This is a genomic window from Leclercia sp. W17, from assembly GCF_003336325.1.
Classification (GTDB): Bacteria; Pseudomonadota; Gammaproteobacteria; order Enterobacterales; family Enterobacteriaceae; genus Enterobacter.
This window is the reverse complement of sequence record NZ_CP031101.1, coordinates 531,310-557,068: the sequence shown is the minus strand read 5'-3', so window position 1 is coordinate 557,068 and position 25,759 is coordinate 531,310. Positions and strand designations below refer to the sequence as shown.

At 53.7% G+C, this 25,759-nt stretch carries 28 protein-coding genes and 2 tRNA genes; 9 read left to right on the top strand and 21 right to left on the bottom strand.

Annotation, left to right across the window (positions count from 1 at the left end):
• Nucleotides 1–24: 24 nt before the first annotated feature.
• The 3 genes from nusA to DVA44_RS02815 form a co-directional block, all read right to left on the bottom strand.
• Complete coding sequence (gene nusA, locus DVA44_RS02825) at nt 25–1,512, bottom strand: transcription termination factor NusA (RefSeq protein WP_103824919.1); 1,488 nt, start codon at nt 1,510–1,512, stop codon at nt 25–27.
• A 28-nt stretch (nt 1,513–1,540) separates the two neighbouring features.
• Nucleotides 1,541–1,993: a ribosome maturation factor RimP gene (gene rimP / locus DVA44_RS02820; protein ID WP_139156304.1), complete on the bottom strand. Its 453-nt coding sequence runs from the start codon at nt 1,991–1,993 to the stop codon at nt 1,541–1,543.
• A gap of 207 nt (nt 1,994–2,200) precedes the next feature.
• Nucleotides 2,201–2,277 (bottom strand) — tRNA-Met (locus tag DVA44_RS02815).
• 286 nt (nt 2,278–2,563) lie between these two features.
• Here DVA44_RS02815 and argG point away from each other — a divergent pair.
• Nucleotides 2,564–3,910 carry an argininosuccinate synthase gene (gene argG / locus DVA44_RS02810; RefSeq protein ID WP_114316586.1) on the top strand — a complete coding sequence of 449 codons (1,347 nt, stop codon included), beginning with the start codon at nt 2,564–2,566 and terminating at the stop codon, nt 3,908–3,910.
• A gap of 164 nt (nt 3,911–4,074) precedes the next feature.
• Here the strand turns inward: argG and DVA44_RS02805 are convergent.
• From DVA44_RS02805 to rlmE, 6 genes are all read right to left on the bottom strand, one after another.
• A tRNA-Leu gene (locus DVA44_RS02805) sits at nt 4,075–4,161 on the bottom strand.
• Nucleotides 4,162–4,174: 13 nt separating this feature from the next.
• The gene (secG, locus tag DVA44_RS02800; RefSeq protein ID WP_039031650.1) at nt 4,175–4,507 is read right to left on the bottom strand and encodes a preprotein translocase subunit SecG; all 333 of its coding nucleotides are present in this window, start codon (nt 4,505–4,507) and stop codon (nt 4,175–4,177) included.
• Between the two features lie 221 nt (nt 4,508–4,728).
• The gene (gene glmM / locus DVA44_RS02795; protein ID WP_114385673.1) at nt 4,729–6,066 is read right to left on the bottom strand and encodes a phosphoglucosamine mutase; all 1,338 of its coding nucleotides are present in this window, start codon (nt 6,064–6,066) and stop codon (nt 4,729–4,731) included.
• Entirely contained in the window at nt 6,059–6,907 is an 849-nt protein-coding gene (folP, locus tag DVA44_RS02790; protein ID WP_103824923.1) for a dihydropteroate synthase, read from the bottom strand. The genes glmM and folP overlap by 8 nt, the downstream gene beginning before the upstream one ends.
• Before the next feature lie 93 nt (nt 6,908–7,000).
• Entirely contained in the window at nt 7,001–8,935 is a 1,935-nt protein-coding gene (gene ftsH / locus DVA44_RS02785; RefSeq protein WP_039031647.1) for an ATP-dependent zinc metalloprotease FtsH, read from the bottom strand.
• A 102-nt stretch (nt 8,936–9,037) separates the two neighbouring features.
• On the bottom strand, nt 9,038–9,664 hold the full coding sequence (gene rlmE / locus DVA44_RS02780) for a 23S rRNA (uridine(2552)-2'-O)-methyltransferase RlmE (protein WP_103177173.1): 627 nt from the start codon (nt 9,662–9,664) through the stop codon (nt 9,038–9,040).
• Nucleotides 9,665–9,786: 122 nt separating this feature from the next.
• Here rlmE and yhbY point away from each other — a divergent pair, with 122 nt between their 5' ends.
• Nucleotides 9,787–10,080, top strand: a complete 294-nt coding sequence (gene yhbY / locus DVA44_RS02775; protein ID WP_032614629.1) for a ribosome assembly RNA-binding protein YhbY — start codon at nt 9,787–9,789, stop codon at nt 10,078–10,080.
• A 152-nt stretch (nt 10,081–10,232) separates the two neighbouring features.
• Here the strand turns inward: yhbY and greA are convergent, their stop codons facing one another.
• Nucleotides 10,233–10,709: a transcription elongation factor GreA gene (greA, locus tag DVA44_RS02770; RefSeq protein WP_103177174.1), complete on the bottom strand. Its 477-nt coding sequence runs from the start codon at nt 10,707–10,709 to the stop codon at nt 10,233–10,235.
• Between the two features lie 246 nt (nt 10,710–10,955).
• Between greA and dacB the strand changes: the two genes are divergently transcribed.
• The 3 genes from dacB to pmrB are packed head-to-tail and all read left to right on the top strand — an operon-like array spanning nt 10,956 to nt 14,094.
• Nucleotides 10,956–12,389: a serine-type D-Ala-D-Ala carboxypeptidase gene (gene dacB / locus DVA44_RS02765; RefSeq protein WP_114385672.1), complete on the top strand. Its 1,434-nt coding sequence runs from the start codon at nt 10,956–10,958 to the stop codon at nt 12,387–12,389.
• A 2-nt stretch (nt 12,390–12,391) separates the two neighbouring features.
• Complete coding sequence (pmrA, locus tag DVA44_RS02760) at nt 12,392–13,054, top strand: two-component system response regulator PmrA (RefSeq protein WP_103177176.1); 663 nt, start codon at nt 12,392–12,394, stop codon at nt 13,052–13,054.
• Nucleotides 13,051–14,094, top strand: coding sequence for a two-component system sensor histidine kinase PmrB (pmrB, locus tag DVA44_RS02755; RefSeq protein WP_114385671.1), 1,044 nt, complete (start codon nt 13,051–13,053; stop codon nt 14,092–14,094). The genes pmrA and pmrB overlap by 4 nt, the downstream gene beginning before the upstream one ends.
• Before the next feature lie 32 nt (nt 14,095–14,126).
• Here pmrB and cgtA read toward each other — a convergent pair whose 3' ends face one another.
• From cgtA to rplU, 4 genes are all read right to left on the bottom strand, one after another.
• Nucleotides 14,127–15,299 (bottom strand): Obg family GTPase CgtA, encoded by a 1,173-nt coding sequence (gene cgtA / locus DVA44_RS02750; protein ID WP_103824927.1) that lies wholly within the window; start codon nt 15,297–15,299, stop codon nt 14,127–14,129.
• Nucleotides 15,296–16,270, bottom strand: a complete 975-nt coding sequence (locus DVA44_RS02745) for a DMT family transporter (protein ID WP_103824928.1) — start codon at nt 16,268–16,270, stop codon at nt 15,296–15,298. The genes cgtA and DVA44_RS02745 overlap by 4 nt, the downstream gene beginning before the upstream one ends.
• A gap of 96 nt (nt 16,271–16,366) precedes the next feature.
• Entirely contained in the window at nt 16,367–16,624 is a 258-nt protein-coding gene (gene rpmA / locus DVA44_RS02740) for a 50S ribosomal protein L27 (RefSeq protein ID WP_007673187.1), read from the bottom strand.
• A 19-nt stretch (nt 16,625–16,643) separates the two neighbouring features.
• The gene (gene rplU / locus DVA44_RS02735; RefSeq protein WP_042325074.1) at nt 16,644–16,955 is read right to left on the bottom strand and encodes a 50S ribosomal protein L21; all 312 of its coding nucleotides are present in this window, start codon (nt 16,953–16,955) and stop codon (nt 16,644–16,646) included.
• A gap of 256 nt (nt 16,956–17,211) precedes the next feature.
• On the opposite strand from rplU, the gene ispB reads away from it, so the two are divergent.
• Both ispB and sfsB read left to right on the top strand, forming a co-directional pair.
• Nucleotides 17,212–18,183 carry an octaprenyl diphosphate synthase gene (gene ispB, locus DVA44_RS02730; RefSeq protein WP_103824929.1) on the top strand — a complete coding sequence of 324 codons (972 nt, stop codon included), beginning with the start codon at nt 17,212–17,214 and terminating at the stop codon, nt 18,181–18,183.
• A gap of 229 nt (nt 18,184–18,412) precedes the next feature.
• Nucleotides 18,413–18,700, top strand: coding sequence for a DNA-binding transcriptional regulator SfsB (sfsB, locus tag DVA44_RS02725; RefSeq protein WP_103824930.1), 288 nt, complete (start codon nt 18,413–18,415; stop codon nt 18,698–18,700).
• A gap of 60 nt (nt 18,701–18,760) precedes the next feature.
• Here sfsB and murA read toward each other — a convergent pair whose 3' ends face one another.
• The 7 genes from murA to mlaF all read right to left on the bottom strand — a co-directional run bounded on the left by murA (nt 18,761) and on the right by mlaF (nt 23,553).
• Complete coding sequence (gene murA, locus DVA44_RS02720; protein WP_103824931.1) at nt 18,761–20,020, bottom strand: UDP-N-acetylglucosamine 1-carboxyvinyltransferase; 1,260 nt, start codon at nt 20,018–20,020, stop codon at nt 18,761–18,763.
• A gap of 52 nt (nt 20,021–20,072) precedes the next feature.
• The gene (gene ibaG / locus DVA44_RS02715; RefSeq protein WP_103177182.1) at nt 20,073–20,327 is read right to left on the bottom strand and encodes a BolA family iron metabolism protein IbaG; all 255 of its coding nucleotides are present in this window, start codon (nt 20,325–20,327) and stop codon (nt 20,073–20,075) included.
• Between the two features lie 126 nt (nt 20,328–20,453).
• Complete coding sequence (mlaB, locus tag DVA44_RS02710; RefSeq protein ID WP_114385670.1) at nt 20,454–20,747, bottom strand: lipid asymmetry maintenance protein MlaB; 294 nt, start codon at nt 20,745–20,747, stop codon at nt 20,454–20,456.
• Complete coding sequence (gene mlaC, locus DVA44_RS02705; protein WP_114385669.1) at nt 20,747–21,382, bottom strand: phospholipid-binding protein MlaC; 636 nt, start codon at nt 21,380–21,382, stop codon at nt 20,747–20,749. Before mlaC ends, mlaB begins: the two co-directional genes overlap by 1 nt.
• Nucleotides 21,383–21,385: 3 nt before the next feature.
• A complete protein-coding gene (gene mlaD, locus DVA44_RS02700) occupies nt 21,386–21,946 on the bottom strand; it encodes an outer membrane lipid asymmetry maintenance protein MlaD (RefSeq protein WP_103824983.1) in 561 nt (186 codons plus the stop codon).
• A 4-nt stretch (nt 21,947–21,950) separates the two neighbouring features.
• Nucleotides 21,951–22,733 (bottom strand): lipid asymmetry maintenance ABC transporter permease subunit MlaE, encoded by a 783-nt coding sequence (gene mlaE, locus DVA44_RS02695; protein ID WP_103824932.1) that lies wholly within the window; start codon nt 22,731–22,733, stop codon nt 21,951–21,953.
• A 7-nt stretch (nt 22,734–22,740) separates the two neighbouring features.
• Entirely contained in the window at nt 22,741–23,553 is an 813-nt protein-coding gene (mlaF, locus tag DVA44_RS02690) for a phospholipid ABC transporter ATP-binding protein MlaF (RefSeq protein ID WP_114385668.1), read from the bottom strand.
• Between the two features lie 228 nt (nt 23,554–23,781).
• On the opposite strand from mlaF, the gene DVA44_RS02685 reads away from it, so the two are divergent.
• Both DVA44_RS02685 and kdsD read left to right on the top strand, forming a co-directional pair.
• Nucleotides 23,782–24,759 carry a calcium/sodium antiporter gene (locus DVA44_RS02685; RefSeq protein WP_103824934.1) on the top strand — a complete coding sequence of 326 codons (978 nt, stop codon included), beginning with the start codon at nt 23,782–23,784 and terminating at the stop codon, nt 24,757–24,759.
• 13 nt (nt 24,760–24,772) lie between these two features.
• Nucleotides 24,773–25,759 carry an arabinose-5-phosphate isomerase KdsD gene (gene kdsD, locus DVA44_RS02680; RefSeq protein WP_103177188.1) on the top strand — a complete coding sequence of 329 codons (987 nt, stop codon included), beginning with the start codon at nt 24,773–24,775 and terminating at the stop codon, nt 25,757–25,759.

Below are 25,759 nucleotides of genomic sequence, written 5' to 3'. Positions count from 1 at the left end.
GCTGTTCCTTCCTGCTACAGTTTATTACGCTTCGTCGCCGAACCAGCAGATATTACGTGCGGCCATGATGAGTTCGCCGGCTTTCTCGTCGGTTAAACCTTCGATATCGGCCAGGTCATCAACGCCTTGCTCAGCGAGATCTTCCAGCGTACAAACACCACGGGCAGCCAGCTTGAACGCGATCGCACGATCAAGACCTTCCAGATTCAGCAGGTCATCAGCCGGCTTGTTATCACCAAGGCTTTCTTCCTGAGCCAGTGCCAGGGTGGTCAGTGCGTTTTTAGCGCGTTCACGCAGGGCTTCAACGGTGGCTTCATCCAGACCGTCAATTTCCAGCAGTTCTTTCATTGGCACATAGGCCAGTTCTTCCAGCGTAGAGAAGCCTTCTTCAACCAGAACGGTGGCGAACTCTTCGTCAATGTCCAGGTGCTTAGTGAAGGTATCAATCGCTGCATGGGCTTCAGCCTGGTGCTTCGCCTGCAGGTCGTCAACGGTCATCACGTTGAGTTCCCAGCCGCTCAGCTGAGAGGCCAGACGGACGTTCTGACCGTTACGGCCGATAGCCTGTGCCAGGTTACCTGCTTCAACGGCGATATCCATGGTGTGCTTGTCTTCGTCGACGACGATAGAGGCAACATCAGCCGGGGCCATCGCGTTAATCACGAACTGCGCCGGGTTGTCGTCCCACAGAACGATATCAATACGCTCACCGCCGAGTTCAGTCGAAACGGCCTGAACGCGCGCGCCACGCATACCGACGCAAGCACCGACCGGATCGATACGTTTGTCGTTGGTTTTCACCGCGATTTTCGCACGGGAACCTGGATCGCGGGCAGCCGCTTTGATCTCGATAACTTCTTCGCCGATTTCTGGCACTTCGATGCGGAACAGTTCGACCAGCATCTCAGGCTTAGAACGGGTCACGAACAGCTGAGCACCGCGGGCTTCTGGACGCACGGAATAGAGTACGCCGCGAATACGGTCGCCCGGACGGAAGTTTTCGCGTGGCAGCATATCTTCACGCAGGATAACCGCTTCCGCGTTGTTACCCAGATCCAGGGAGATGTTGTCGCGGTTAACTTTCTTCACCACGCCGGTGATGATCTCACCTTCGTGCTCGCGGAACTGGTCAACAACCATCGCACGTTCAGCTTCACGTACTTTCTGTACGATAACCTGTTTCGCGGTCTGTGTGGTGATACGGTCGAAGGTCACGGATTCGATCTGATCTTCAACGTAATCATCAATGTTCAGGCTTTCATCTTCGAAACGCGCCGCTTCGAGGGTGATTTCCTTCGTTGGTTGGGTCACTTCTTCAACGATAAGCCAACGACGGAAAGTATCGAAGTCACCGCTTTTACGATCGATTTCAACGCGGACATCGATCTCTTGTTCATATTTTTTCTTGGTTGCCGTAGCCAGTGCACTTTCCAGCGCTTCGAAAATTTTCTCACGCGGCAGGGCTTTCTCGTTGGAAACGGCTTCAACAACAGCCAAAATTTCTTTGTTCATCGCGGGCTTTTCACCTCAATCCAGACTGTTAAAAGTGGGGAACCAGGTTCGCCTTCTGGATATTACTCAGCGCGAACACTTCATCTTTGCCTTCGACTGTAACCGTGATCATCTCACCATCAACGGCTTTAATAACGCCTTGCCATTTACGGCGGTTCTGTACGGCCATGCGCAGAACGAGAGCCACTTCTTCACCAGTAAAGCGCGTGTAGTGTTCAGCCGTGAACATTGGTCTGTCGAGACCAGGCGAGGAAACTTCCAGGTTGTAGGCAACAGTAATGGGATCTTCAACATCGAGAACCGCACTCACCTGGTGGCTGACATCAGCACAATCATCAACATTGATGCCATCTTCACTATCAATATAGATGCGCAGCGTGGATGTACGACCCCGAACGAATTCGATGCCGACCAGTTCGTAGCCCAGTGCTTCGACCGGTGCTGTAATCATCTCTGTTAATTTTTGCTCTAATGTGGACAAGCCCACCCCCAAGACGTAAAAAAAGGGCATAAAGCCCAGTTATTCTGTAGTCAGATAACAAAAAACCCCGATAAATCGGGGCTTTAGATAACTGAACCCTATAGCCACAACTGTGGCCTGGAGCACTTTCAAAAAGAATTTTTTCAAATCCAGCTACGAAGGCGCTAAGTCTTCACAGTATATTTGAAAAAGGACTTTATAGGAAAGTGGTTGCGGGGGCCGGATTTGAACCGACGACCTTCGGGTTATGAGCCCGACGAGCTACCAGGCTGCTCCACCCCGCGCCTGAAACGTGGCAAATTCTACTCGCTGTGGGTAAAAAATGCAAATAATGCTGGGATTTGGTACCGAGGACGGGACGTAAAATCGGCATACAGTATATTGATAGCGTACCCCCACTGTCAACCCCGTGAACAACAGCGATTAAGGCGGGAAATTTTTACAAAAAATCCACGAATCTCTTTCGGTACTTGCCAAAAGATGATTAAATGAAAACTCACTTATTCTGCATAAAAATGCATTTTAGGGTGAAGCGATCACTCATCAGTCAATCAAGCAGGGTTTTATTTTATGACGACGATTCTCAAGCATCTTCCGCAAGGACAACGTATTGGCATCGCTTTTTCCGGCGGTCTGGACACCAGCGCTGCACTGCTTTGGATGCGCCAGAAGGGAGCGGTTCCGTATGCATATACTGCGAACCTGGGTCAGCCGGATGAGGACGATTACGAAGCCATCCCGCGTCGCGCCATGGAGTATGGTGCCGAGAACGCACGCCTGATTGACTGCCGTAAGCAGCTGGTTGCCGAAGGTATCGCTGCTATTCAATGTGGCGCTTTCCATAACACTACCGGCGGTCTGACCTATTTCAACACCACGCCGCTGGGCCGTGCTGTTACCGGTACGATGCTGGTTGCCGCTATGAAAGAAGATGGCGTCAACATCTGGGGCGACGGCAGTACCTATAAAGGCAACGATATCGAGCGCTTCTATCGTTACGGCCTGCTGACTAACGCCGAGCTGCAGATTTACAAGCCGTGGCTCGATACCGATTTCATTGATGAGCTGGGCGGTCGTCATGAAATGTCTGAATTTATGATCGCCTGCGGTTTCGATTACAAGATGTCGGTCGAGAAAGCCTATTCAACCGACTCCAACATGCTGGGTGCTACCCACGAAGCAAAAGACCTGGAATACCTGAACTCCAGCGTGAAGATCGTTAACCCGATCATGGGCGTGAAGTTCTGGGACGAAAACGTCAAAATCCAGGCAGAAGAAGTAACCGTACGTTTTGAGCGCGGTCACCCGGTTGCCCTCAACGGTCAGACCTTCTCTGACGACGTGGAACTGATGCTGGAAGCTAACCGCATTGGTGGCCGTCACGGTCTGGGTATGAGCGATCAGATTGAAAACCGTATCATCGAAGCGAAGAGCCGTGGCATCTATGAAGCCCCGGGGATGGCGCTGTTGCACATCGCTTACGAGCGTCTGCTGACCGGCATTCATAACGAAGACACCATCGAGCAGTATCACTCCCATGGCCGTCAGTTAGGTAAACTGCTGTACCAGGGCCGCTGGTTCGATCCGCAGGCACTGATGCTGCGTGATGCCCTGCAGCGTTGGGTGGCGAGCGCCATCACCGGTGAAGTGACCTTAGAACTGCGTCGCGGCAATGACTACTCGATTCTGAATACGGTCTCTGACAACCTGACCTACCAGCCAGAGCGTCTGACCATGGAAAAAGGTGATTCCGTCTTCTCGCCGGACGACCGTATTGGTCAGCTGACCATGCGTAATCTGGATATCACCGATACCCGCGCCAAGCTGTTCACCTATACCGAGAACGGTCTGCTTTCCGTCTCAACAGGTAACGGCCTGCCGCAGGTTGAGAATCTGGAAAACAGCGATAAGCAGTAATCGCGAAGTAAGATGCAAAAGGCGCCTGAGGGCGCCTTTTTTATTGCCGAATTTCGTGACGTGTAGGGCGGGCAAGCGCGGCGGTGCAACGCTTGCCGGGCCTACGAAAAGACAACGTACAGACGAAAAAAAAGACGTCTTTCGACGTCTTTCTTTCGGAATATTGGTACTGAGGATGGGACTCGAACCCACAAGCCCGTTAGGGCACTACCACCTCAAGGTAGCGTGTCTACCAATTCCACCACCTCAGCACAGATACGACTCTTACTGCGGGATATCGCTGGTCGGCTTAGCCGGTGCAGCTGGCTGAGTCTGCTCAGATTTCGCTGGCGCGCTCAGATTATCCCACTCGCTTCCTTTGTTGATCTTGTTGCTATTGATATTGCCAAGCGCCAGACTGATGATGAAAAACAGCGTTGCCAGAATCGCCGTTGCGCGGGTCATGAAGTTACCAGAACCACTTGAACCGAACAGCGTACCAGAAGCGCCTGCTCCAAAAGAGGCCCCCATATCAGCGCCTTTACCTTGCTGCAGCATGATCAGCGCTACCAGAGCGATGGCTACAATAAGGAAAACAACTAAAAGAGCTTCGTACATAATCAACCTGTTCCTTGCGGATTTGCCGCATACCAATGCTTCAACCAATAAGCAGGAATTTTGCTTTCCCACTGAAGCGGGTGTGAATACTAACCAAAGCGAATGACCTTCGCAAGGGCAATTTCAGCTCATTGTATCAAGTGCGGAAAAAAACAGCAAAACCGCCACAACTGTACAAAACAAAGGCGGCATAAGCCGCCTTTTTAAACACTTACCAGAGGTTACGCAGCTTTTACCGCATCAGCGATGCGATGGGCAAACTCGGTGACCTGCGCTTCGTCTTCCCCTTCCACCATCACACGGATCAGCGGTTCGGTACCCGACTTACGCAGCAGAACACGGCCACGGGAGCCCAACGCCGCTTCCACTTCAGCCATCACCGCTTTCACGTTCTCGTTTTCCAGTGGATCGCCCTTACCTGCCGTAAAGCGAACGTTGACCAGGATCTGCGGGAACATTTTCATCCCACTGCACAGATCGTGCAGAGACATATGGTTACGCACCATCGCTGCCACAACCTGCAGGCTCGCCACGATCCCGTCACCGGTAGTGGTTTTGTCGAGCAGGATCACGTGACCGGAGTTCTCCGCACCGATGCGCCAGCCTTTCTCCTGCAGTTTTTCCAGTACGTAACGGTCGCCAACCTTCGCGCGCACAAATGGAATACCCAGCTGCTTGAGCGCCAGCTCCAGACCCATGTTGCTCATCAGCGTTCCAACGGCGCCACCGCGCAGCTGTCCCTGACGCAGCCCTTCGCGGGCGATGATATAGAGGATCTGGTCGCCATCGACTTTATTGCCTTCATGGTCAACCATGATGACGCGGTCACCATCACCGTCGTAAGCAATCCCGAGATCGGCCTTCTCCGCCAGTACGCGCGCCTGCAGAGCGCGAACATCCGTTGCACCTACCTCGGCATTGATATTCAGACCGTTTGGCTCGCAACCGATGGCAACAACCTGTGCGCCCAGTTCGCGGAATACGTTAGGGGCGATGTGGTAGGTTGCACCGTTAGCGCAGTCCACCACGATTTTCAGATGACCCAGGCTGAGTTCGTTCGGGAAGGTACCTTTGCAAAACTCAATGTAGCGACCCGCAGCATCGACGATACGGCTGGCTTTACCCAGCTCAGCGGAGTCAACGCAGGTCAGCTCTTTTTCCATTTCCGCTTCAATCGCTTCTTCAACGTCATCCGGCAGTTTGGTGCCGTCAATGGAGAAGAATTTGATGCCGTTATCGTAGAACGGGTTATGCGAGGCAGAGATCACGATACCCGCTTCGGCACGGAACGCGCGGGTCAGATAGGCCACTGCGGGGGTTGGCATAGGGCCCGTGAAAGAGGCGGAGAGCCCAGCGGCAGACAGACCCGCTTCCAGTGCGGATTCGAGCATGTAACCGGAAATACGCGTATCTTTACCGATAATGATTTTGCGCGACCCGTGGCTTGCCAGTACCTTGCCAGCCGCCCAGCCTAACTTCAGCACAAACTCAGGTGTGATTGGCGCATCGCCCACGCGTCCACGAATGCCGTCGGTACCAAAAAATTTACGATTACTCATAGCGGGAGTTTTCCTTAGCTGCCAGTGTGGCTTCCACCACTCGCATGGCTTCTGCTGTTTCTTTTACGTCATGGACGCGAATTATATGTGCTCCCTGCATCGCTGCAATCACCGCACAGGCCAGGCTGCCACTCAGACGTTCTGATGGCCCAACGTTAAGCAGTTGGCCTATCATGGATTTTCTCGACATTCCGACCAGCAGCGGCAGGCCAAAATGGTGAAACTCCGATAAGCGCGCAAGAAGTTCGTAGTTGTGTGAGAGATTTTTACCGAAACCGAAGCCCGGGTCGAGCAGCAATTTCGCTTTTGCGATACCGGCACGTTCACAGCGCGCAATATGCTCTTCAAAGTAGCGGTTCACGTCCGCAAACACGTCGCTGTATTTCGGCGCATCCTGCATGGTTTTCGGCTGGCCCTGCATATGCATCAGGCATACCGGTAACCCGGTCTCGGCAGCCGCTTCAAGCGCACCGGGCTCAGTAAGGGAGCGAATGTCATTGATAATGTGAGCGCCCACTCTTGCCGATTCGCGAATCACCTCGGGTTTGGAGGTATCGACAGATATCCAGACTTCGAAACGCTGAGCGATCGCCTCAACGACCGGGATAACGCGCGATAACTCTTCATCAACGCTGACATCCGCAGCCCCAGGTCGCGTTGACTCTCCACCTACGTCGATGATCGTCGCGCCAGCGTTGATCATCAGATTCGCATGCCTGACCGCATCGATAAGCGAGTTATGTGTGCCGCCATCGGAAAAAGAGTCTGGCGTGACGTTCAGGATCCCCATCACATGGGGATGAGAAAGATCGAGATAAGAATCCTGGGCGAAGAGTTTCATAGCAAGTCCCTGATTTTTGGTTAAGCAGACAAGAAAAACCCCGGGGCAAGCCCCAGGGTTTCAGATTAAGAGAAGATCATTGACAGCGGTGGCTTATTTGTCGCCCAACTGTTCTGACATGGTATTGCCCGGGTTTGGCGTACGCGGTTCATCGACCGGACGCGGCGCACGTGGCGTACCGTTGTTGTCAGAGTTGTTAGAGGCACCTGGATCTTCCCAGCCCGCAGGCGGACGAACATCACGGCGAGCCATCAGGTCGTCAATCTGCGGCGCATCGATGGTCTCATATTTCATGAGCGCATCTTTCATGGCGTGCAGGATATCCATATTGTCATTCAGGATCTGACGGGCGCGACCGTAGTTACGTTCAATCAGCGCTTTCACTTCCTGGTCGATGATACGAGCTGTCTCATCGGACATATGTTTCGCTTTCGCCACGCTGCGGCCGAGGAACACTTCGCCTTCTTCTTCCGCATAGAGTAGCGGACCAAGTTTGTCGGAGAAGCCCCACTGGGTCACCATGTTACGGGCCAGGTTGGTCGCGACTTTAATGTCGTTAGACGCACCGGTCGAAACATGTTCCACACCATAGATAATCTCTTCTGCCAGACGACCACCGTAGAGGGTTGAAATCTGGCTTTCAAGTTTCTGGCGGCTGGCGCTGATTGCATCGCCTTCCGGCAGGAAGAACGTAACGCCCAGCGCACGGCCACGTGGAATAATGGTTACTTTATGCACCGGATCATGTTCCGGCACCAGGCGACCGATAATCGCGTGACCCGCTTCGTGGTAAGCCGTGGACTCTTTCTGCGCTTCCGTCATCACCATGGAGCGACGTTCCGCACCCATCATGATTTTGTCTTTCGCTTTCTCGAACTCCACCATGGAGACCACACGCTTGTTGCCGCGGGCAGCAAACAGTGCAGCTTCGTTCACCAGGTTAGCCAGATCCGCACCGGAGAAGCCCGGGGTACCGCGCGCAATAATTGCCGCATCGATGTCCGGAGAGAGCGGTACGCGACGCATATGCACTTTCAGGATCTGCTCACGACCACGAACATCTGGCAGACCAACCACAACCTGACGGTCAAAACGACCTGGACGCAGCAGCGCAGGGTCAAGAACGTCCGGACGGTTAGTTGCAGCGATAACGATAATGCCTTCGTTACCTTCAAAGCCGTCCATCTCAACCAGCATCTGGTTCAGCGTCTGCTCACGTTCATCGTGACCACCGCCCAGGCCCGCGCCACGCTGGCGGCCTACGGCGTCGATTTCATCGATGAAGATGATGCACGGTGCAGCTTTCTTGGCCTGTTCGAACATGTCACGCACACGAGATGCACCCACACCCACGAACATTTCAACGAAGTCAGAACCGGAAATGGTAAAGAACGGCACCTTCGCTTCACCTGCGATGGCTTTCGCCAGCAGTGTTTTACCGGTACCAGGAGGACCTACCATCAGAACGCCTTTCGGGATCTTACCGCCCAGTTTCTGGAAACGGCTCGGCTCACGCAGGTATTCAACCAGTTCACCCACCTCTTCTTTCGCTTCGTCGCAACCTGCAACGTCAGCAAAAGTGGTTTTGATCTGGTCTTCCGTCAGCATACGCGCCTTGCTCTTGCCGAACGACATGGCGCCTTTGCCACCGCCGCCCTGCATCTGACGCATAAAGAAGATCCAGACGCCGATAAGCAGCAGCATCGGGAACCAGGAAATGAAGATAGAAGCCAGCAGGCTTGGCTCTTCCGGCGGCTCGCCGACAACCTTGACGTTTTTAGTCAGCAGGTTATCAAGCAGTTTAGGATCGTTCACCGGAATGTAAGTCGTGTAACGGTTACTATCTTTCTTGGTAACGTTGATCTCACGTCCGTTGATACGCGCTTCGCGAACCTGATCCTGGTTGACCTCTTGCAGGAAGGTAGAGTAGTCCACCTTACGGCCATTAGACTCGCTGGGCCCAAAGCTCTGGAATACTGACATCAGCACAACGGCAATGACCAGCCAGAGTATTAGGTTTTTCGCCATGTCACTCAAGGGATTAACCTCTTATTACAACTGTGTTAAAAACAGCGTCAGGATACTCTGTATCCGATTTATTTCAAACTTTCGCCTGAAATTCACCGGTTATCATTTTCGCCCGGTCGCTACAATATACACTTCACGTGAACGTGCACGCGAAGAGTCCGGTTTACGAACTTTGACCTTCGTAAACAGGGAGCGAATTTCCTTCAGATACTCCTCGAAACCTTCGCCCTGGAACACCTTTACTAAAAAACTACCACCCGGCGCTAATACATCACGACACATTTCTAACGCCAGTTCTACCAGATACATGGAGCGGGGGATATCCACCGCCGGTGTTCCGCACATATTTGGCGCCATATCGGACATGACAACCTGAACTTTACTGTCACCTACCCGTTCAAGTAACGCTTTCAGTACTAATTCATCACGAAAATCGCCCTGAAGGAAGTCCACACCAACGATAGGATCCATAGGTAAAAGATCGCAGGCGATAATTCGGCCCGTTCCGCCGATTTGCGTTACCGCATATTGCGACCATCCACCGGGCGCTGCGCCGAGGTCAACAACTGTCATCCCCGGTTTAAAGAGTTTGTCACTTTGCTGTATTTCATCAAGTTTAAACCAGGCACGGGAACGTAACCCCTTTTTCTGTGCCTGTTGAACATATTTATCGCTAAAGTGTTCCTGGAGCCAGCGGCTCGAGCTAGCAGAACGCTTTTTACCTGTCATTTAACTTTCCGTCCTGGTTCATCGTAGCCTGTGGTGTAAATTTCCACTCAGCAATTTGGCGATATTAGGGAGATGGCGGTAGAATGAACCGTTTTCAATCCCAACGTAAGCAAAAATATACGATGAATCTGAGTACTAAACAAAAACAGCACCTTAAAGGTCTGGCACATCCGCTCAAGCCTGTAGTGATGCTTGGCAACAATGGTTTGACCGAAGGGGTACTGGCCGAGATTGAACAAGCGCTGGAGCACCACGAATTAATCAAGGTGAAAATCGCCTCTGAAGACAGAGACACCAAGACCTTGATCGTGGAAGCAATCGTGCGCGAGACCGGCGCCTGTAATGTACAGGTCATCGGTAAAACGCTGGTGCTCTACCGCCCATCTAAAGAGCGTAAAATCTCGCTGCCACGCTAAGATTATCCTGAATTGAACACATTTACTGTGTAAAACGAGGGGTTTTTCTTTAGCAGGTGAGCAAAATGCCATGCTCCTTGAGTTGATAAAAGGCCGCTATGCGGCCTTTTTCCTATCTTTACAATCTATCAACATCTGTCCGGGGATGCGAATTACAGGTAATCAACCTTGGTAATTTCGAATTCCACTTCGCCGCCTGGCGTACGGATAGTGACAACATCGTCCTGCTCTTTACCCACCAGACCGCGTGCGATTGGCGAGTTTACTGAGATCAGATTCTGCTTAAAATCAGCCTCGTCATCACCCACGATGCGGTAGGAGACCTCTTCGTCCGTATCCAGGTTAATCACGGTGACGGTAGAGCCAAAAATCACGCGTCCGTTATTTGGCATTTTTGTGATATCAATCACCTGCGCATTTGACAGCTTGGCTTCGATATCTTTGATACGCCCTTCGCAGAACCCCTGCTGCTCACGCGCGGCGTGATACTCAGCATTCTCTTTCAGATCGCCATGCTCACGTGCTTCCGCAATGGCGGCGATGATTTCAGGGCGGCGAACAGATTTCAAAAAATCCAGTTCTTCACGCAGTTTTTCAGCACCACGTAAGGTCATCGGAATAGCTTGCATTTGTTATACCTCTTTGACATTCCTGTTAGGTACGGTTAACCGACCCGACTACTGGCCCCGCAGGCATCACAGCCTGGCACAGGTCAGAAGCAAAAGAAAACTGACCCGGAAACAATGTCCCAGGTCAGCAGCAATTTTTCAGTTTGATACGTATTTTAACGCGAAGTTCAGTATGGGTCATCGTTTACTTTACAGGGCGTTGGGCCGTAGTATGACGGTTTGTTTCCGGGTTGTTAGCGCGAGATTATGCGATTTTCCAGATTTATCATCGGATTGACCACCACTATTGCGTTCACTGTCCAGGCAGCGAACGTTGACGAGTACATTAATCAGCTGCCCGATGGCGCCAATCTTGCCCTGGTCGTGCAAAAGGTGGGGGCTCAGGCGCCTGAGATTGATTATCACAGCCAGCAGATGGCTCTGCCTGCCAGTACCCAAAAGGTGATCACGGCGCTGGCCGCCCTGCTGCAGCTTGGGCCTGACTTTCGTTTTACGACCACGCTTGAAAGCAAAGGCAACGTTGAGAACGGCGTGCTGAAAGGCGATCTTATTGCCCGTTTTGGCGGCGATCCGACATTTAAGCGTCAGGATATCCGCAACATGGTCGCCGTGCTAAAGAAGTCTGGTGTACAGCGCATTGAAGGCAATGTGCTTATCGATACATCCATTTTTGCCAGCCATGATAAAGCCCCCGGCTGGCCGTGGAATGACATGACCCAGTGCTTTAGCGCCCCGCCTGCGGCCGCGATCGTCGATCGCAACTGCTTCTCCATTTCGTTATACAGCGCCCCCAAACCGAACGATTTAGCCTTCATTCGGGTGGCCTCTTACTATCCGGTCAACATGTTCAGCCAGGTGCGTACCCTGGCGAAAGGTTCCCCGGAAGCGCAGTACTGCGAACTGGATGTCGTCCCGGGCGATTTGAACCGCTTTACCCTGACCGGCTGCCTGACGCAGCGGGCCGATCCGCTGCCGCTGGCCTTCGCCATTCAGGATGGCGCAAGCTATGCCGGGGCGATCCTCAAGAATGAACTGAAGCAGGCCAACATCACTTACAGCGGCACCCTGCTGCGTCAGACACAGAGCAACGAGCCCGGCACCGTGATTGCCAGTAAGCAGTCGGCGCCGCTGCACGATCTGCTGAAGATCATGCTGAAAAAATCGGACAACATGATCGCCGATACCGTATTTCGCATGATTGGGCATGCCCGCTTTGGCGTACCTGGTACCTGGCGTTCCGGTTCAGATGCGGTTCGTCAGATCCTCCGCCAGCAGGCTGGCATCGATCTTGGCAATACCATCGCGGTCGATGGTTCGGGTCTGTCGCGCCATAACCTGATCTCTCCTGCCACCATGATGCAGGTCCTTCAGTACATTGCTCAGCACGACACTGAACTAAACTTTATCTCAATGCTGCCGCTCGCCGGTTATGACGGCTCCCTGCAGTACCGTGCGGGCCTGCATGCCGCGGGCGTTGATGGCAAAGTCTCCGCCAAAACGGGCTCCCTGCAGGGGGTGTATAACCTTGCCGGGTTTATCACCACCGCCAGCGGACAGCGGATGGCATTTGTGCAGTATCTTTCTGGCTACGCGGTGGAACCTGCCGACCAACGTAACCGTCGTATCCCGCTGGTGCGCTTTGAAAGCCGGCTTTACAAGGACATTTATCAGAACAACTAGCGATGAAATTACTCATTGTTGAAGACGATCTGCTGTTGCAGGAAGGACTGGCGCTGGCGCTCTCGGCTGAAGGCTACACGCTTGATTGTGCGGGTACCGCCGCCGAAGCTGATGGCCTTATCCAGAGCGGCGAATACAGTCTGGTGATCCTCGATCTTGGCCTGCCGGATAAAGACGGCGCCACCCTGCTAAGCCAGTGGCGCCGACGGGGTATCGATAACCCTGTGCTGATCCTGACCGCCCGCGACGCACTGGAAGACCGGATAAACGGCCTGGACTCCGGCGCCGATGACTATCTGGTCAAGCCCTTTGCGCTGGCGGAACTCCAGGCGCGCGCCAGAGCGTTGATCCGGCGCTATCAGGGGCACAGCGATAACCTGCTCAGCGATGGCGATCTGACGTTAAATCTGCAAACCCAGCAGGTGTTACAGCAGTCCCAGCCGGTCGAAGTCACCCCTAAAGAGTTCGCCCTGTTAACCCGGCTGATTATGCGCACCGGACAGACCGTCCACCGGGAAACCTTACAGCAGGATATTTACTCCTGGCAGGACGACCCCGGCTCTAACACGCTGGAGGTGCATATCCATAATCTGCGACGCAAGCTGGGCAAAGACCGGATCAAAACGGTACGCGGCGTGGGATATCGCCTTGAGAGTCAAAAATGAACAGCATGCGCCGTCGTCTGATGGTGCTGTTGGCAGTCATTCTGCTTTTCTTTCAACTGGTCAGCGTCATCTGGCTCTGGCATGAGAGCCGGGAGCAAATTAGCTTTCTGGTGAGTGAGACGCTGTCGGCAAAATCCCGCAACCAGCATGTCGAGAAAGAGATCCGGGAGGCGATCGCCTCGTTGCTGGTCCCTTCGCTGGTGATGGTCGGGTTTACCCTGCTCTTCTCTTTCTGGGCCGTCAGCTGGATCACCCGTCCGCTGAATCAGCTACGCACCAGCCTTGCGAACCGTTCTGCCGATAATCTTACGCCGCTGCCAATGTACTCCGATATGGAGGAAATAGGCGCCGTCACCACCTCGCTGAATCAGCTGCTCGCCCGGCTGGATCAAACCATTCAGCAGGAGCGTCTGTTCACCGCTGATGCCGCGCATGAGCTGCGTACGCCGCTGGCGGGTATTCGCCTGCATCTGGAGCTGATGGCGCAGTCAGGCTCGCCCCAGGCGACGACGCTGATTGCCCGAATCGATCAACTGATGCATACCGTAGAGCAACTGCTAATGCTGGCCCGGGCGGGGCAAGCTATGGCCAGCGGCCACTATGATACGGTTAACTGGAGCGAAGCCATTATTGCGCCGCTGGCACTGGAGAATGAGGCGAAAAGTCACACCCTGGTCTGGCCGCAGGCGAGCCCACAGAACGTACAGGGCGATGCAATCCTGTTACGGCTGATGTTACGTAATTTGCTGGAAAACGCGGTGCGTTACAGCCCGGCGGGAACCACTATTGAAGTCGCCATGCAGGAGGTCGACGGCGGTACGCAGGTGAGCGTCAGCGATCAGGGGCCTGGCATAGATGAAGCCCATCGCCAGTCGATTACCGAGCCGTTTCGCCGCATCGATCAACGCTATGGCGGAAGCGGGCTGGGGCTGAGCATCGTTCAGCGTATTGTACAGCTGCATCGCGGCAAGCTGACGCTGGAAAATCGCCCCGAAGGCGGCTTGATAGTCACCTGCTGGCTGCCTGAAACACTGAATTAAAAAGCCCCCTTGATAGGGGGCTCTTGATGGTTTTAACGCTTATAGATGAATTCGACGCCTTCTTCGTCATCTTCATCCCAGTCGTCATCCCACTCTTCGTCGTCTTCTTCCGCCTGCTCTTCAAGCTGCTGACGGTGGTAGTCATCCCACATGAATTCGACTTTCTCAGGCTGTTTCGCTTCTTCTGCCTGCGTTACCGGGTTCTCGATGATGAAGGTCATCACATCCCAGCACAGCTCTTTCACGCCCATCTGGCTTGCGGCGGAGATGAGATAGTACTTGTCTTCCCAGCCCATCGCTTCGGCAATCGCTTTCGCCTTCGCTTCGGCTTCTGCTTTGTCCATCAGGTCGATCTTGTTAAAGACCAGCCAGCGCGGCTTGGCAGCCAGTTTGTCGCTGTATTTTTCCAGCTCGCCGATAATGATACGGGCGTTTTCCACCGGATCGGAACCGTCGATTGGATCGATATCGATGAGGTGCAGCAGAACGCGGCAACGCTCAAGGTGCTTCAGGAAGCGAATACCTAAGCCCGCCCCTTCGGCAGCGCCTTCGATCAGGCCCGGGATATCGGCCACGACGAAGCTCTTCTCGTTGTCCATACGCACTACGCCGAGGCTTGGTACCAGGGTCGTAAACGGATAGTCGGCCACTTTTGGTTTGGCCGCAGAGACAGCACGGATAAAGGTGGATTTACCTGCGTTTGGCATCCCCAGCATACCCACGTCCGCCAGCAGCATCAGTTCCAGCTGCAGATCGCGCTTATCACCCGGGGTACCCATCGTCTTCTGACGCGGGGTACGGTTAACGGAGGATTTGAAACGGGTATTACCCAGACCGTGCCAGCCGCCTTTTGCGACCATCAGGCGCTGACCATGTTTGGTCATATCACCCATGGTTTCGCCAGTGCCCTGATCGATAACGCGCGTTCCGACAGGGACTTTAACCGTGACATCTTTCCCGCGTTTACCGGTACAGTCACGGCTCTGGCCATTCTGACCGCGCTCAGCACGGAATGATTTTTCGAAACGGTAGTCGATCAGGGTGTTGAGGTTTTCATCCGCCTCTAACCAGACGTCGCCGCCGTCGCCGCCGTCGCCGCCATCAGGACCGCCACGGGGAATGTATTTTTCGCGGCGGAAGCTTACGCAACCATTACCGCCATCACCTGCCACGACCAGGATCGTTGCTTCATCAACAAACTTCATTTTACTCTCCGTAAATCATTCGCCTGAGCGGGGGCCGCTTCATTTTTGCGCCAACGTCCCCAAAGACGATGACCAATGGCGGAATACATCGCGCCCGCAACCACGACAAACGCACCGAGATAAGCCAACAGGTTTAACATCGGTTTGACGAAGAAATCGGGCCAGGCCATTGATAATAAATCTGAAAATAACAGTGTAAACAGTGGCGTCAGTGTAATCAGCGCACTTACCTGCGCTGCCTGCCAGCGCGCCATCGCTTCTGCCAGCGCGCCATAACCCACTAATGTGTTCAGACCACAAAAGATCAGACACGCCAGCTGCCAGTCGCTTAACTGGGAGATGACTCCCGGCTTCGCCAGCGGCAACAGGGCAATAGTACATAAAGTGTACAGCAAAAACAGAATCTGCTGTGACGCCAGACGGCGTAATAACACCTTTTGCGCGACGCCATAACTCACCCATACCGCCGCCGCGCCCACCCCGAAAATTACACCCCAGGTGTAATCCGTCAGGCGGGTAAAAATCTCTATCAGACTGGTATTGAAGAACAACACCAGACCGCAAAGCAGCATCAGTGCCCCGATAATCTGCGTGCCGCGCATCTTCTCTTTCAGAATAAAGACGCTGGCAACCATCATGCCTACCGGCGAGAGCTGACCAATAACCTGCGAGGCCGTAGGACTGAGGTATTGCAGGGAAGAACTGAACAGAATGAAGTTACCGAACAGACCACCTGTCGCAATCGCCAGCAGTACCAGCCAGCGCGGTTTGCGAAAGATACGCAGCGGAGGAAGCTTACCCTTTATCGCAAGGATAATACCTAATCCAATACCGGCCATCAGGAAGCGGTAGAAGACCACCGTTGGCGGCTCCATCACTTCCAGTACCTGCTTCATTGCAATTGGCAGCGCACCCCAGCACATTGCGGTAGTGAGCGCCAAAAGAATACCAATGCCGGCCTGCTGCTTCATGCCCGTTTTCCCTACCGAAAAAATTACCGGGTTTCCAATGTAAAAAGCCCCGCAACACGTTGCGGGGCTTTAATCCGTTACCGGACCGAGAAAACCTTACTCAGCAACAATGCTGATGTATTTACGGTTGTTCGGGCCTTTAACTTCAAATTTCACTTTACCGTCTGCTTTAGCAAACAGAGTGTGGTCACGACCGCAACCTACGTTGTTACCAGCGTGGAATTTAGTACCACGCTGACGAACGATGATGCTACCCGCCAGAACGGTTTCGCCACCGAAACGCTTAACGCCGAGGCGTTTAGCTTCTGAATCGCGACCGTTACGTGTGGAGCCGCCAGCCTTTTTATGTGCCATTTAAATCTCTCCTCAGGTCTTAGGCGCTGATGCCAGTAATTTTCACATCAGTGAACCACTGACGGTGGCCCTGCTGCTTACGGTAGTGTTTACGACGACGAAACTTAACGATTTTAACTTTCTCGCCACGACCATGAGCAACAACTTCAGCTTTGATAACGCCGCCATCAACGAAAGGAACGCCGATTTTGACTTCTTCACCGTTTGCGATCATCAGAACTTCAGCGAATTCAATAGATTCGCCAGTTGCGATGTCCAGCTTTTCCAGGCGAACGGTCTGACCTTCGCTTACTCGGTGTTGTTTACCACCACTTTGGAAAACCGCGTACATATAAACTCCGCTTCCGCGCACATCCTCGTGTGATTCAGAGTGCGCTATAAATATTCACAATAGGGCGCGAATATTACGCAAAACGCGAGCCTTTGACAAGTGCTACAGTCAATACATGAAGAAAAAAAACACAACACGTACGGTAACGTTTATCTGCCGCGTTTTTTCAGTACAATCAGCGCTACTATTGATAAACCGAACCCTTCGTTAGCCCATTTGATATGTGGTAAACAGGACTTAAAGCCCGGCTTTTGCGATGAATTTAGAAAAAATCAATGAGTTAACCGCGCAAGATATGGCGGGTGTGAATGCAGCGATCCTGGAGCAGCTCGATTCTGACGTTCAACTAATCAATCAGTTGGGTTATTACATCGTCAGCGGCGGGGGTAAACGCATCCGTCCAATGATCGCTGTACTGGCCGCCCGAGCGGTCGGCTATCAGGAAAACGCGCACGTAACGATCGCAGCGCTGATCGAATTTATCCATACCGCCACGCTGCTGCATGATGACGTTGTCGATGAGTCCGATATGCGTCGTGGCAAAGCCACCGCCAACGCCGCGTTTGGTAATGCTGCCAGCGTGCTGGTAGGCGATTTTATCTATACGCGCGCCTTCCAGATGATGACCAGCCTGGGATCGCTGAAGATCCTGGAAGTGATGTCCAAAGCGGTGAACGTCATTGCGGAAGGCGAAGTTCTGCAGCTGATGAACGTCAACGACCCGGACATCACCGAAGAGAACTACATGCGGGTGATCTACAGCAAAACCGCTCGTCTGTTCGAAGCCGCTGCGCAGTGCTCCGGTATTCTGGCCGGCTGTACTGACGAGCAGGAGCGTGGGCTGCAGGATTACGGGCGCTACCTTGGCACCGCCTTCCAGCTGATTGACGATCTGCTCGACTACAGCGCCGATGGCGAAACGCTCGGCAAGAACGTCGGTGATGACCTGAACGAAGGCAAACCGACGCTGCCGCTGCTGCATGCTATGCGTCACGGCACCCCTGAACAGGCTAAGCTTATTCGCGAAGCGATTGAGCAAGGAAACGGTCGACATCTTCTGGAACCCGTACTGGAAGCAATGGCAACCTGTGGTTCTCTGGAATGGACGCGCCAGCGTGCTGAGGAAGAAGCGGATAAAGCCATCGCCGCACTTCAGGTCATCCCTGACAGCCCATGGCGAGACGCCCTGATCGGCCTCGCGCATATTGCTGTTCAGCGCGATCGATAACCCCCGATGAACTCTCTTTTATGTGAAAAGAGAGTTCTAGTAAGTTCCAATTTTTATCCATTAAACTGTTAAATAATCCCCTTACAGGCCGCATGATTAAAGCCCTGGTAAAATCCGAATATTGCCTCCTGTAATGCGAACTTTTTAGAACCGATGTTTGAAGAAGGTATAGTAACACTGTCATTTAAGAGGAAATGACGTACACATACCCGAACAGAGGGATAGCTGAATGGATAAGAAATTTACCGACTGGCACTCGGCCGATATCATCGCCGCGCTGCGCAAAAAGGGAACATCACTTGCTGCAGAATCCCGCCGTAATGGCCTGAGTTCATCCACCCTTGCAAATGCGCTAACGCGCCCCTGGCCAAAGGGAGAACTGATCATTGCTACAGCGCTCGGCACCGACCCTTGGGTTATCTGGCCATCACGCTACCACGACCCCATCACTCACGAGTTTGTCGACAGAACGCGCATGATGCGCCATAAGAAACAAGAAAAAGAGCGCCAGGAATGACGCTCTTGTAAACGGGAATAGCAACCCCCCGGTCATTTTGGCAGGGGGCTGCCGGAACGATTACTCGCCTTTCACACGCTCAATATTTGCACCCAGCGCGCGCAGTTTATCTTCAATGCGTTCATAGCCGCGATCGATGTGATAAATACGATCCACCAGCGTCGTCCCTTCCGCAATACAACCTGCCAGTACCAGGCTCGCAGAAGCACGCAGATCGGTTGCCATCACCTGAGCACCAGACAGTTTTTCTACGCCATGACAGATCACGGTGTTACTTTCGATCTCAGCGTGTGCGCCCATACGGATCAGTTCCGGCACATGCATAAAGCGGTTTTCAAAGATCGTTTCAGTGATCACTCCCGTGCCTTCCGCTACCAGGTTCAGCAGAGTGAACTGGGCCTGCATATCGGTCGGGAATGCCGGATGCGGAGAGGTACGTACGTTAACGGCTTTCGGACGTTTACCGTGCATATCCAGGCTGATCCAGTCTTCGCCGGTTTCAACATCGGCACCGGCTTCGCGCAGTTTTGCCAGTACCGCGTCCAGCGTATCAGGCTGGGCGTTGCGGCAGACGATCTTACCGCCGGAGATGGCTGCGGCGACCAGGAAGGTCCCGGTTTCAATACGGTCAGGCAGGACGCGATATACGCCGCCACCCAGTCGCTCAACGCCTTCAATGGTAATACGGTCGGTGCCCTGACCGGTGATCTTCGCGCCCAGCGTATTGAGGAAGTTCGCGGTATCCACGATCTCCGGCTCGCGCGCGGCGTTCTCGATGATGGTGGTGCCTTCGGCCAGCGTCGCTGCGGACATGATGGTGACGGTAGCGCCGACGCTTACTTTGTCCATCACGATGTGGGCGCCTTTCAGACGGCCATTCACGGACGCCTTCACGTAGCCCTCTTCCAGCTTAATTTCTGCGCCCAGCTTCTCAAGGCCAAAAATGTGCAGGTCCACCGGACGCGCGCCAATGGCGCAACCGCCCGGCAGAGAAACCTGACCCTGTCCAAAACGGGCCACCAGCGGACCCAGCGCCCAGATGGATGCGCGCATGGTCTTCACCAGATCGTAAGGGGCGGAGAAGTTATTCACGTTGCTGGCGTCGATCCAGACGGATCCATTACGCTCAACCTTGGTACCCAACTGGCCGAGCAGTTTCATGGTGGTATCAATGTCTTTCAGCTTTGGTACGTTCTGGATCTCTACCGGCTCTTCCGCAAGCAGTGCGGCGAAGAGGATCGGCAGCGCGGCATTTTTAGCGCCGGAAATTGTGACTTCGCCCTGGAGACGCGTCGGCCCCTGAACACGAAATTTGTCCATGTAATTACTCTCTGTATGAATTCAACCGTGCTGCGGGCAAATCACCCTCAGCTCAAAAACCGTTTAGTTTGCGATCGCGTGCCCACTCTGTAGGGGTAAACGCCTTGATCGACAGGGCATGGATACGATTATCCGCGATATATTCCATCAGCGGCGCATAGACAGCCTGCTGCTTCTTCACGCGGCTCATGCCGTCAAAAATCTCACCCACAGCAATAACCTGAAAGTGGCTGCCGTCGCCGGAGACGTGGACTTCCTGAAGGGCGAGTGCGTTCATCAGCACTGTCTGGATTTCATGATTTTCCATGGGTTCTATATCATCTGGTAGTGAAAACAAGCCCAACATCTTAGAGCAAAGTGGCGCGGTCTTAAATAAGCAAAAAGCCCCGACGATGAAACTGTCAGGGCTTTTGATAGTAACGTACTGAAAAAATTAGCGGGGCAATACGTCTTCCGGCAGATTATAGAGCTGGGCCAGGGTGACGACATTGTCGCTGACGCCCGAAAGCGTCACCGGGATGCCCTGCTGCTTGCCCGTTGAGACCAGATGAACCAGCAACGCCACACCCGCCGTATCCACGTGAGAGATACCGCTCAGGTCGATTCGGGAAACTCCCTTCATGGCATCGTCCCGCGCATCCCACAGAGGATTCAGATAATCCTGATCCAACTCGCCTGAGAGTAATAACGTCTCACCCTCACGGGTCCAGCTCAGCTGCGACATAATTACTTGTTTCCTTCCAGGGTAATTTTCTGACGTGCGATGCTGTTCAGCTGTGCGGTCAGACCATCAATGCCCTTGGTACGCAGCAGATCGCTCCATTCGTTCTGCTTGGTGGTGATCATGCTGACGCCTTCGGCAATCATGTCGTAAGCCTGCCAGTTACCGCTCTGGGTATTCTTACGCCACTGGAAATCCAGACGCACTGGCGGACGACCGTTCGGATCGACGATGGTCACGCGGATAGGCACGATGGTCGCAGAACCCAGCGGCTGCTCCGGTGCGATCTGATACGTCTGACCGTGGTACATGGCGAGAGCCTGACCATAGGCCTGCTTCAGATATTCACGGAACGCAGAGAAATAGGCTTCGCGCTGCGCAGGCGTTGCGTCTTTGTAGTAACGGCCCAGCACCAGCGCACCGGCATATTTCACCTGGACATAGGGCAGCAGTTCCTGGTCAACCACATCACGCAGATAGTCAGGATTGGAGCGGATCTTTGGCTGCTCGTTTTTAAGGCGATCGAAGGTTTTCTTTGCTGCCTCATTCATCTGCTGATAAGGATTGCTCTGATCGGCTGCGTTAGCTGCAGTCAGAGGGGCAATCATCAGCATGGCAACCATTAACAGTCGTTTAATCATGAATTACTTCTCCTGAGATGAATTCGTCGTGCCAACAGGCGGCGTAATGTCACTCTGCGCAGGGGTCTGCGCAGCTTGATTCTCGTCACCCCCTTTACTGTTGCTGTTGTAAAGGAACTGACCAATCATATCTTCCAGCACCATGGCTGACTTCGTATCCTGAATCACGCCACCGTCCTTAAGGATAGACGTTCCCAGTTCGGGATCGTCAAAACCGATGTTCAGCGCCAGGTATTGTTCCCCTAACAGACCGGAAGTACGGATAGAGAGGGAGCTGGTATCCGGGATATGGTTGTAGCGCTCTTCGATATCCAGCGCGACGCGTGGCAAATAGGTTTTCTCATCGAGGGTGATATCGGCCACACGCCCTACCACTACCCCGCCAATACGCACCGGAGAACGACTTTTCAGGCCGCCGATGTTATCGAAGGTGGCATAAATACGGTATGTCGGCTCGGTGCGGATGGTCGTTACATCCGCCACTTTAAAGCTTAAAAAGAGTGCTGCCAGCAGCGCCAGCAGGACAAATACGCCAACCCAAATTTCTACTTTTTTCGTTTGCATGAACTCATTTCCCAAACATCAGTGCGGTGAGCACAAAATCCAGAGCCAGTATGGCCAGCGACGAATGAACAACGGTACGTGTGGTTGCCCGGCTGATACCGGCAGACGTCGGGATCGCATCGTAGCCATTGAACAGCGCAATCCAGGTGATCGTCACAGCAAATACCGCGCTTTTAATCAGGCAGTTAACCAGATCCAGACGCCAGTCAACGGCGCCCTGCATCGCTGACCAGAAGAAACCGGCATCGATCCCTTTCCACTGCACGCCAACCATCGAACCGCCCCAGATGCCAACCGCGACAAAGAGGATAGTTAATAGCGGCAGCGAAATCATACCGGCCCAGAAGCGCGGGGAGATGACCCGACGCAGCGGATCCACGGCCATCATTTCCATACTGGAGAGCTGCTCCGTGGCGCGCATCAGGCCGATTTCAGCGGTCAGCGCCGAACCGGCACGTCCTGCGAATAACAGCGCGGCGACCACCGGTCCCAGCTCACGCAGCAGGGAGAGCGCCACCAGCATTCCGAGGCTGGTTTCTGCGCTGTAGGTAGTGAGAACCAGATACCCCTGCAGCCCCAGCACCATCCCGATAAAGACCCCGGAAACGATGATAATGAGCATCGACAGCACGCCGACATTATACAGCTGGCGTACCAGCAGAGGGGCATGTTTGCGGAATTCCGGTTTCCCGACCAGCGCATTGAATAACATCAACCCGGCACGCCCGAACGTCCTGATGGTTTTTATGCCACGGTGTCCGAGAGCGGCCAACGCATTTAACAGCATGAGTGGCTTAACTCCCTATTCCCAATAGATCTTTATGATAATCACCCGCAGGATAACGGAACGGCACGGGGCCATCTGCAATGCCGTCGAGGAACTGACGGACTCGCGCATCGCTGTTGGTCTGCAATGATTGGGCGCTACCGTGCGCCACAATTTTTTTATCCGCCACGATATAGGCGTAGTCGGCAATGCTCAGCACTTCCGGTACGTCATGAGATACCACAATACAGGTTACGCCCAGCGCGCTGTTCAGCTCAGAGATCAGTTTGACCAGCACGCCCATGGTGATTGGGTCCTGCCCGACAAACGGCTCATCGAACATGATCAAATCGGGTTCCAGCGCAATCGCGCGCGCCAGCGCCGCCCGGCGGGCCATACCGCCAGAAAGTTCGGAAGGCATCAGCTTCGCCGCGCCACGCAGCCCCACAGCCTCGAGCTTCATCATCACGGTGCTTTTCAGCAGCGCCGGGGGCAGCTGCGTATGCTCACGCAGCGGGTAGGCGACATTATCGAAGACATTCATGTCAGTAAATAGCGCCCCGGACTGGAACAGCATGCTAATGCGTTTACGCACGGTATAGAGGCGCGAGCGTGACATTGCCGGAATATTTTCGCCATCAAAAAGGATCTCGCCCTGGCTTGGCGGAATTTGCCCTCCAATCAGGCGTAACAGCGTTGTTTTACCAATGCCGGAGGGGCCCATGATGGCGGTAATTTTACCGCGGGGCACGGTGAGAGAGATGTTGTCAAAAATGACCCGGCTGCTGCGCGTGAAGCTGACGCCACGGACATCGACTATATTCGCCTCATTCAGGCTCATGTACATTTCCTTTCTGTTGCCGGTTCAGGATCAGCTTGATGCCTGATTTCGCCGCAAACCCAACATTTTTACAGAATATTACCTCTGCAGGTAAGCGAAAGCTGGCATTTGTTTTACTTTTACAGCGCATAAAGTCAAAATTAGGATTCGTTACATCTACAGACAGTATGCAGCGGCAGAGATTTTTTCTCAGTGGACCGGCGAGTATACCTGAAGAAAGGACTTTTGATGCTTCTTGCAACGGCACTGTTAATAATTGGTTTACTTTTGGTGGTCTACAGTGCCGACCGTCTGGTGTTCTCCGCTTCAATCCTCTGCCGTTTGTTAGGTGTTCCCCCCCTGATTATTGGGATGACGGTGGTCAGCGTGGGCACTTCCCTGCCGGAGATCATCGTCTCTGCGGCCGCCTCGATGCACGATCAGGTTGATCTTGCGGTAGGAACGGCTATTGGCTCCAATATCGTCAATATCTTGCTCATCCTGGGCCTTGCTGCGCTACTGCATCCATTTCGCGTGCATTCTGATGTTCTGCGGCGTGAATTACCGCTAATGTTAATTGTCAGCCTGCTGGCGGGTTATGTGTTATATGACGGGCAGTTAACCCTCAGCGATGGCATTTTTCTGCTGGCGCTGGCGGTCATCTGGCTGTTTTATATCGTGAAGCTTGCCCGGGCGGCAGAAAAGCAAGGCAGTGACACGTTAACCCGCGAACAGGTGGCAGAGCTGCCGCGTGAGGGGAACTTACCCGTCGCGCTGCTCTGGCTGGGTGTGGCGTTAATCATCATGCCCATGGCGACGCAGATGATTGTAGATAACGCTACGGTTCTGGCCAACTATTTCGCCATGAGCGAGTTAACCATCGGCCTGACGGTGATTGCCATTGGTACCAGTTTGCCTGAGCTCGCAACGGCTATCGCCGGGGCGCGTAAGGGTGAAGATGACATGGCGATTGGCAATATCATCGGCTCGAATATTTTTAATGTTGCTATCGTGCTTGGCCTGCCTGCCCTGATTGCCCCTGGCGCGTTTAATCCGCTCGCGTTCAGCCGCGATTACGGGGTGATGGTCTTAGTCAGCGTAATCTTCGCCCTGCTCTGCTGGCGGCGAAAAAGGCAGATTGGTCAGGGCGCCGGTGCGCTGCTGACGGTGGGATTTGTCGTATGGATGGCGATGCTGTACTGGCTCTCGCCGCTTCTCTCTGGGTAAACGGAAACGCATTATGTCGCAAATAGAATTGCAGCCGGGTTTTGACTTTCAGAAAGCAGGAAAAGAGGTTCTGGAGATTGAACGTGAAGGTCTGGCGCAGTTAGATCAATACATTAATCAGGACTTTAGCCTGGCGTGCGAAAAACTTTTCCACTGTCCTGGCAAAGTCGTGGTGATGGGGATGGGTAAATCCGGCCATATTGGCCGTAAAATGGCAGCGACCTTCGCCAGTACCGGCACGAAAGCGTTTTTCGTCCATCCCGGCGAAGCGGCGCATGGCGATCTGGGTATGGTTTCGTCACAGGATATCGTCATTGCGTTATCCAACTCGGGCGAATCGAATGAGATCCTGGCGCTGATCCCGGTCCTGAAACGTCTGCACGTTCCCCTGATCTGTATTACCAGCCGTCCGGAGAGCAGCATGGCGCGCGCCGCAGATATCCACCTGTGCGTTAAAGTGCCAAAAGAAGCCTGTCCCCTGGGGCTGGCACCGACCTCCAGCACCACTGCCGCGCTGGTTATGGGTGATGCGCTGGCCGTCGCCCTGCTTGAAGCGCGCGGCTTTACCGCCGAAGATTTTGCCCTCTCCCATCCGGGCGGTGCGCTGGGACGTAAACTGCTGCTGCGCGTAAATGATATTATGCATACGGGGGATGAAATTCCGCACGTCAGCAAAGAGGCCTCCCTGCGCGATGCGCTGCTGGAAATTACCCGCAAAAACCTGGGGATGACCGTCATCTGCAACGATCAGATGAAGATTGAGGGTATCTTTACCGACGGGGATCTCCGTCGCGTATTCGATATGGGTGTGGATGTCCGTAAGCTGGGTATCGCCGATGTGATGACCTCAGGCGGCATTCGGGTGCGTCCCGGCACGCTGGCCGTTGAGGTACTGAACCTGATGCAGTCCCGCCATATCACCTCCGTTATGGTTGCCGATGGCGACCAGTTACTGGGTGTGGTACATATGCATGATCTTTTGCGCGCAGGCGTAGTGTAA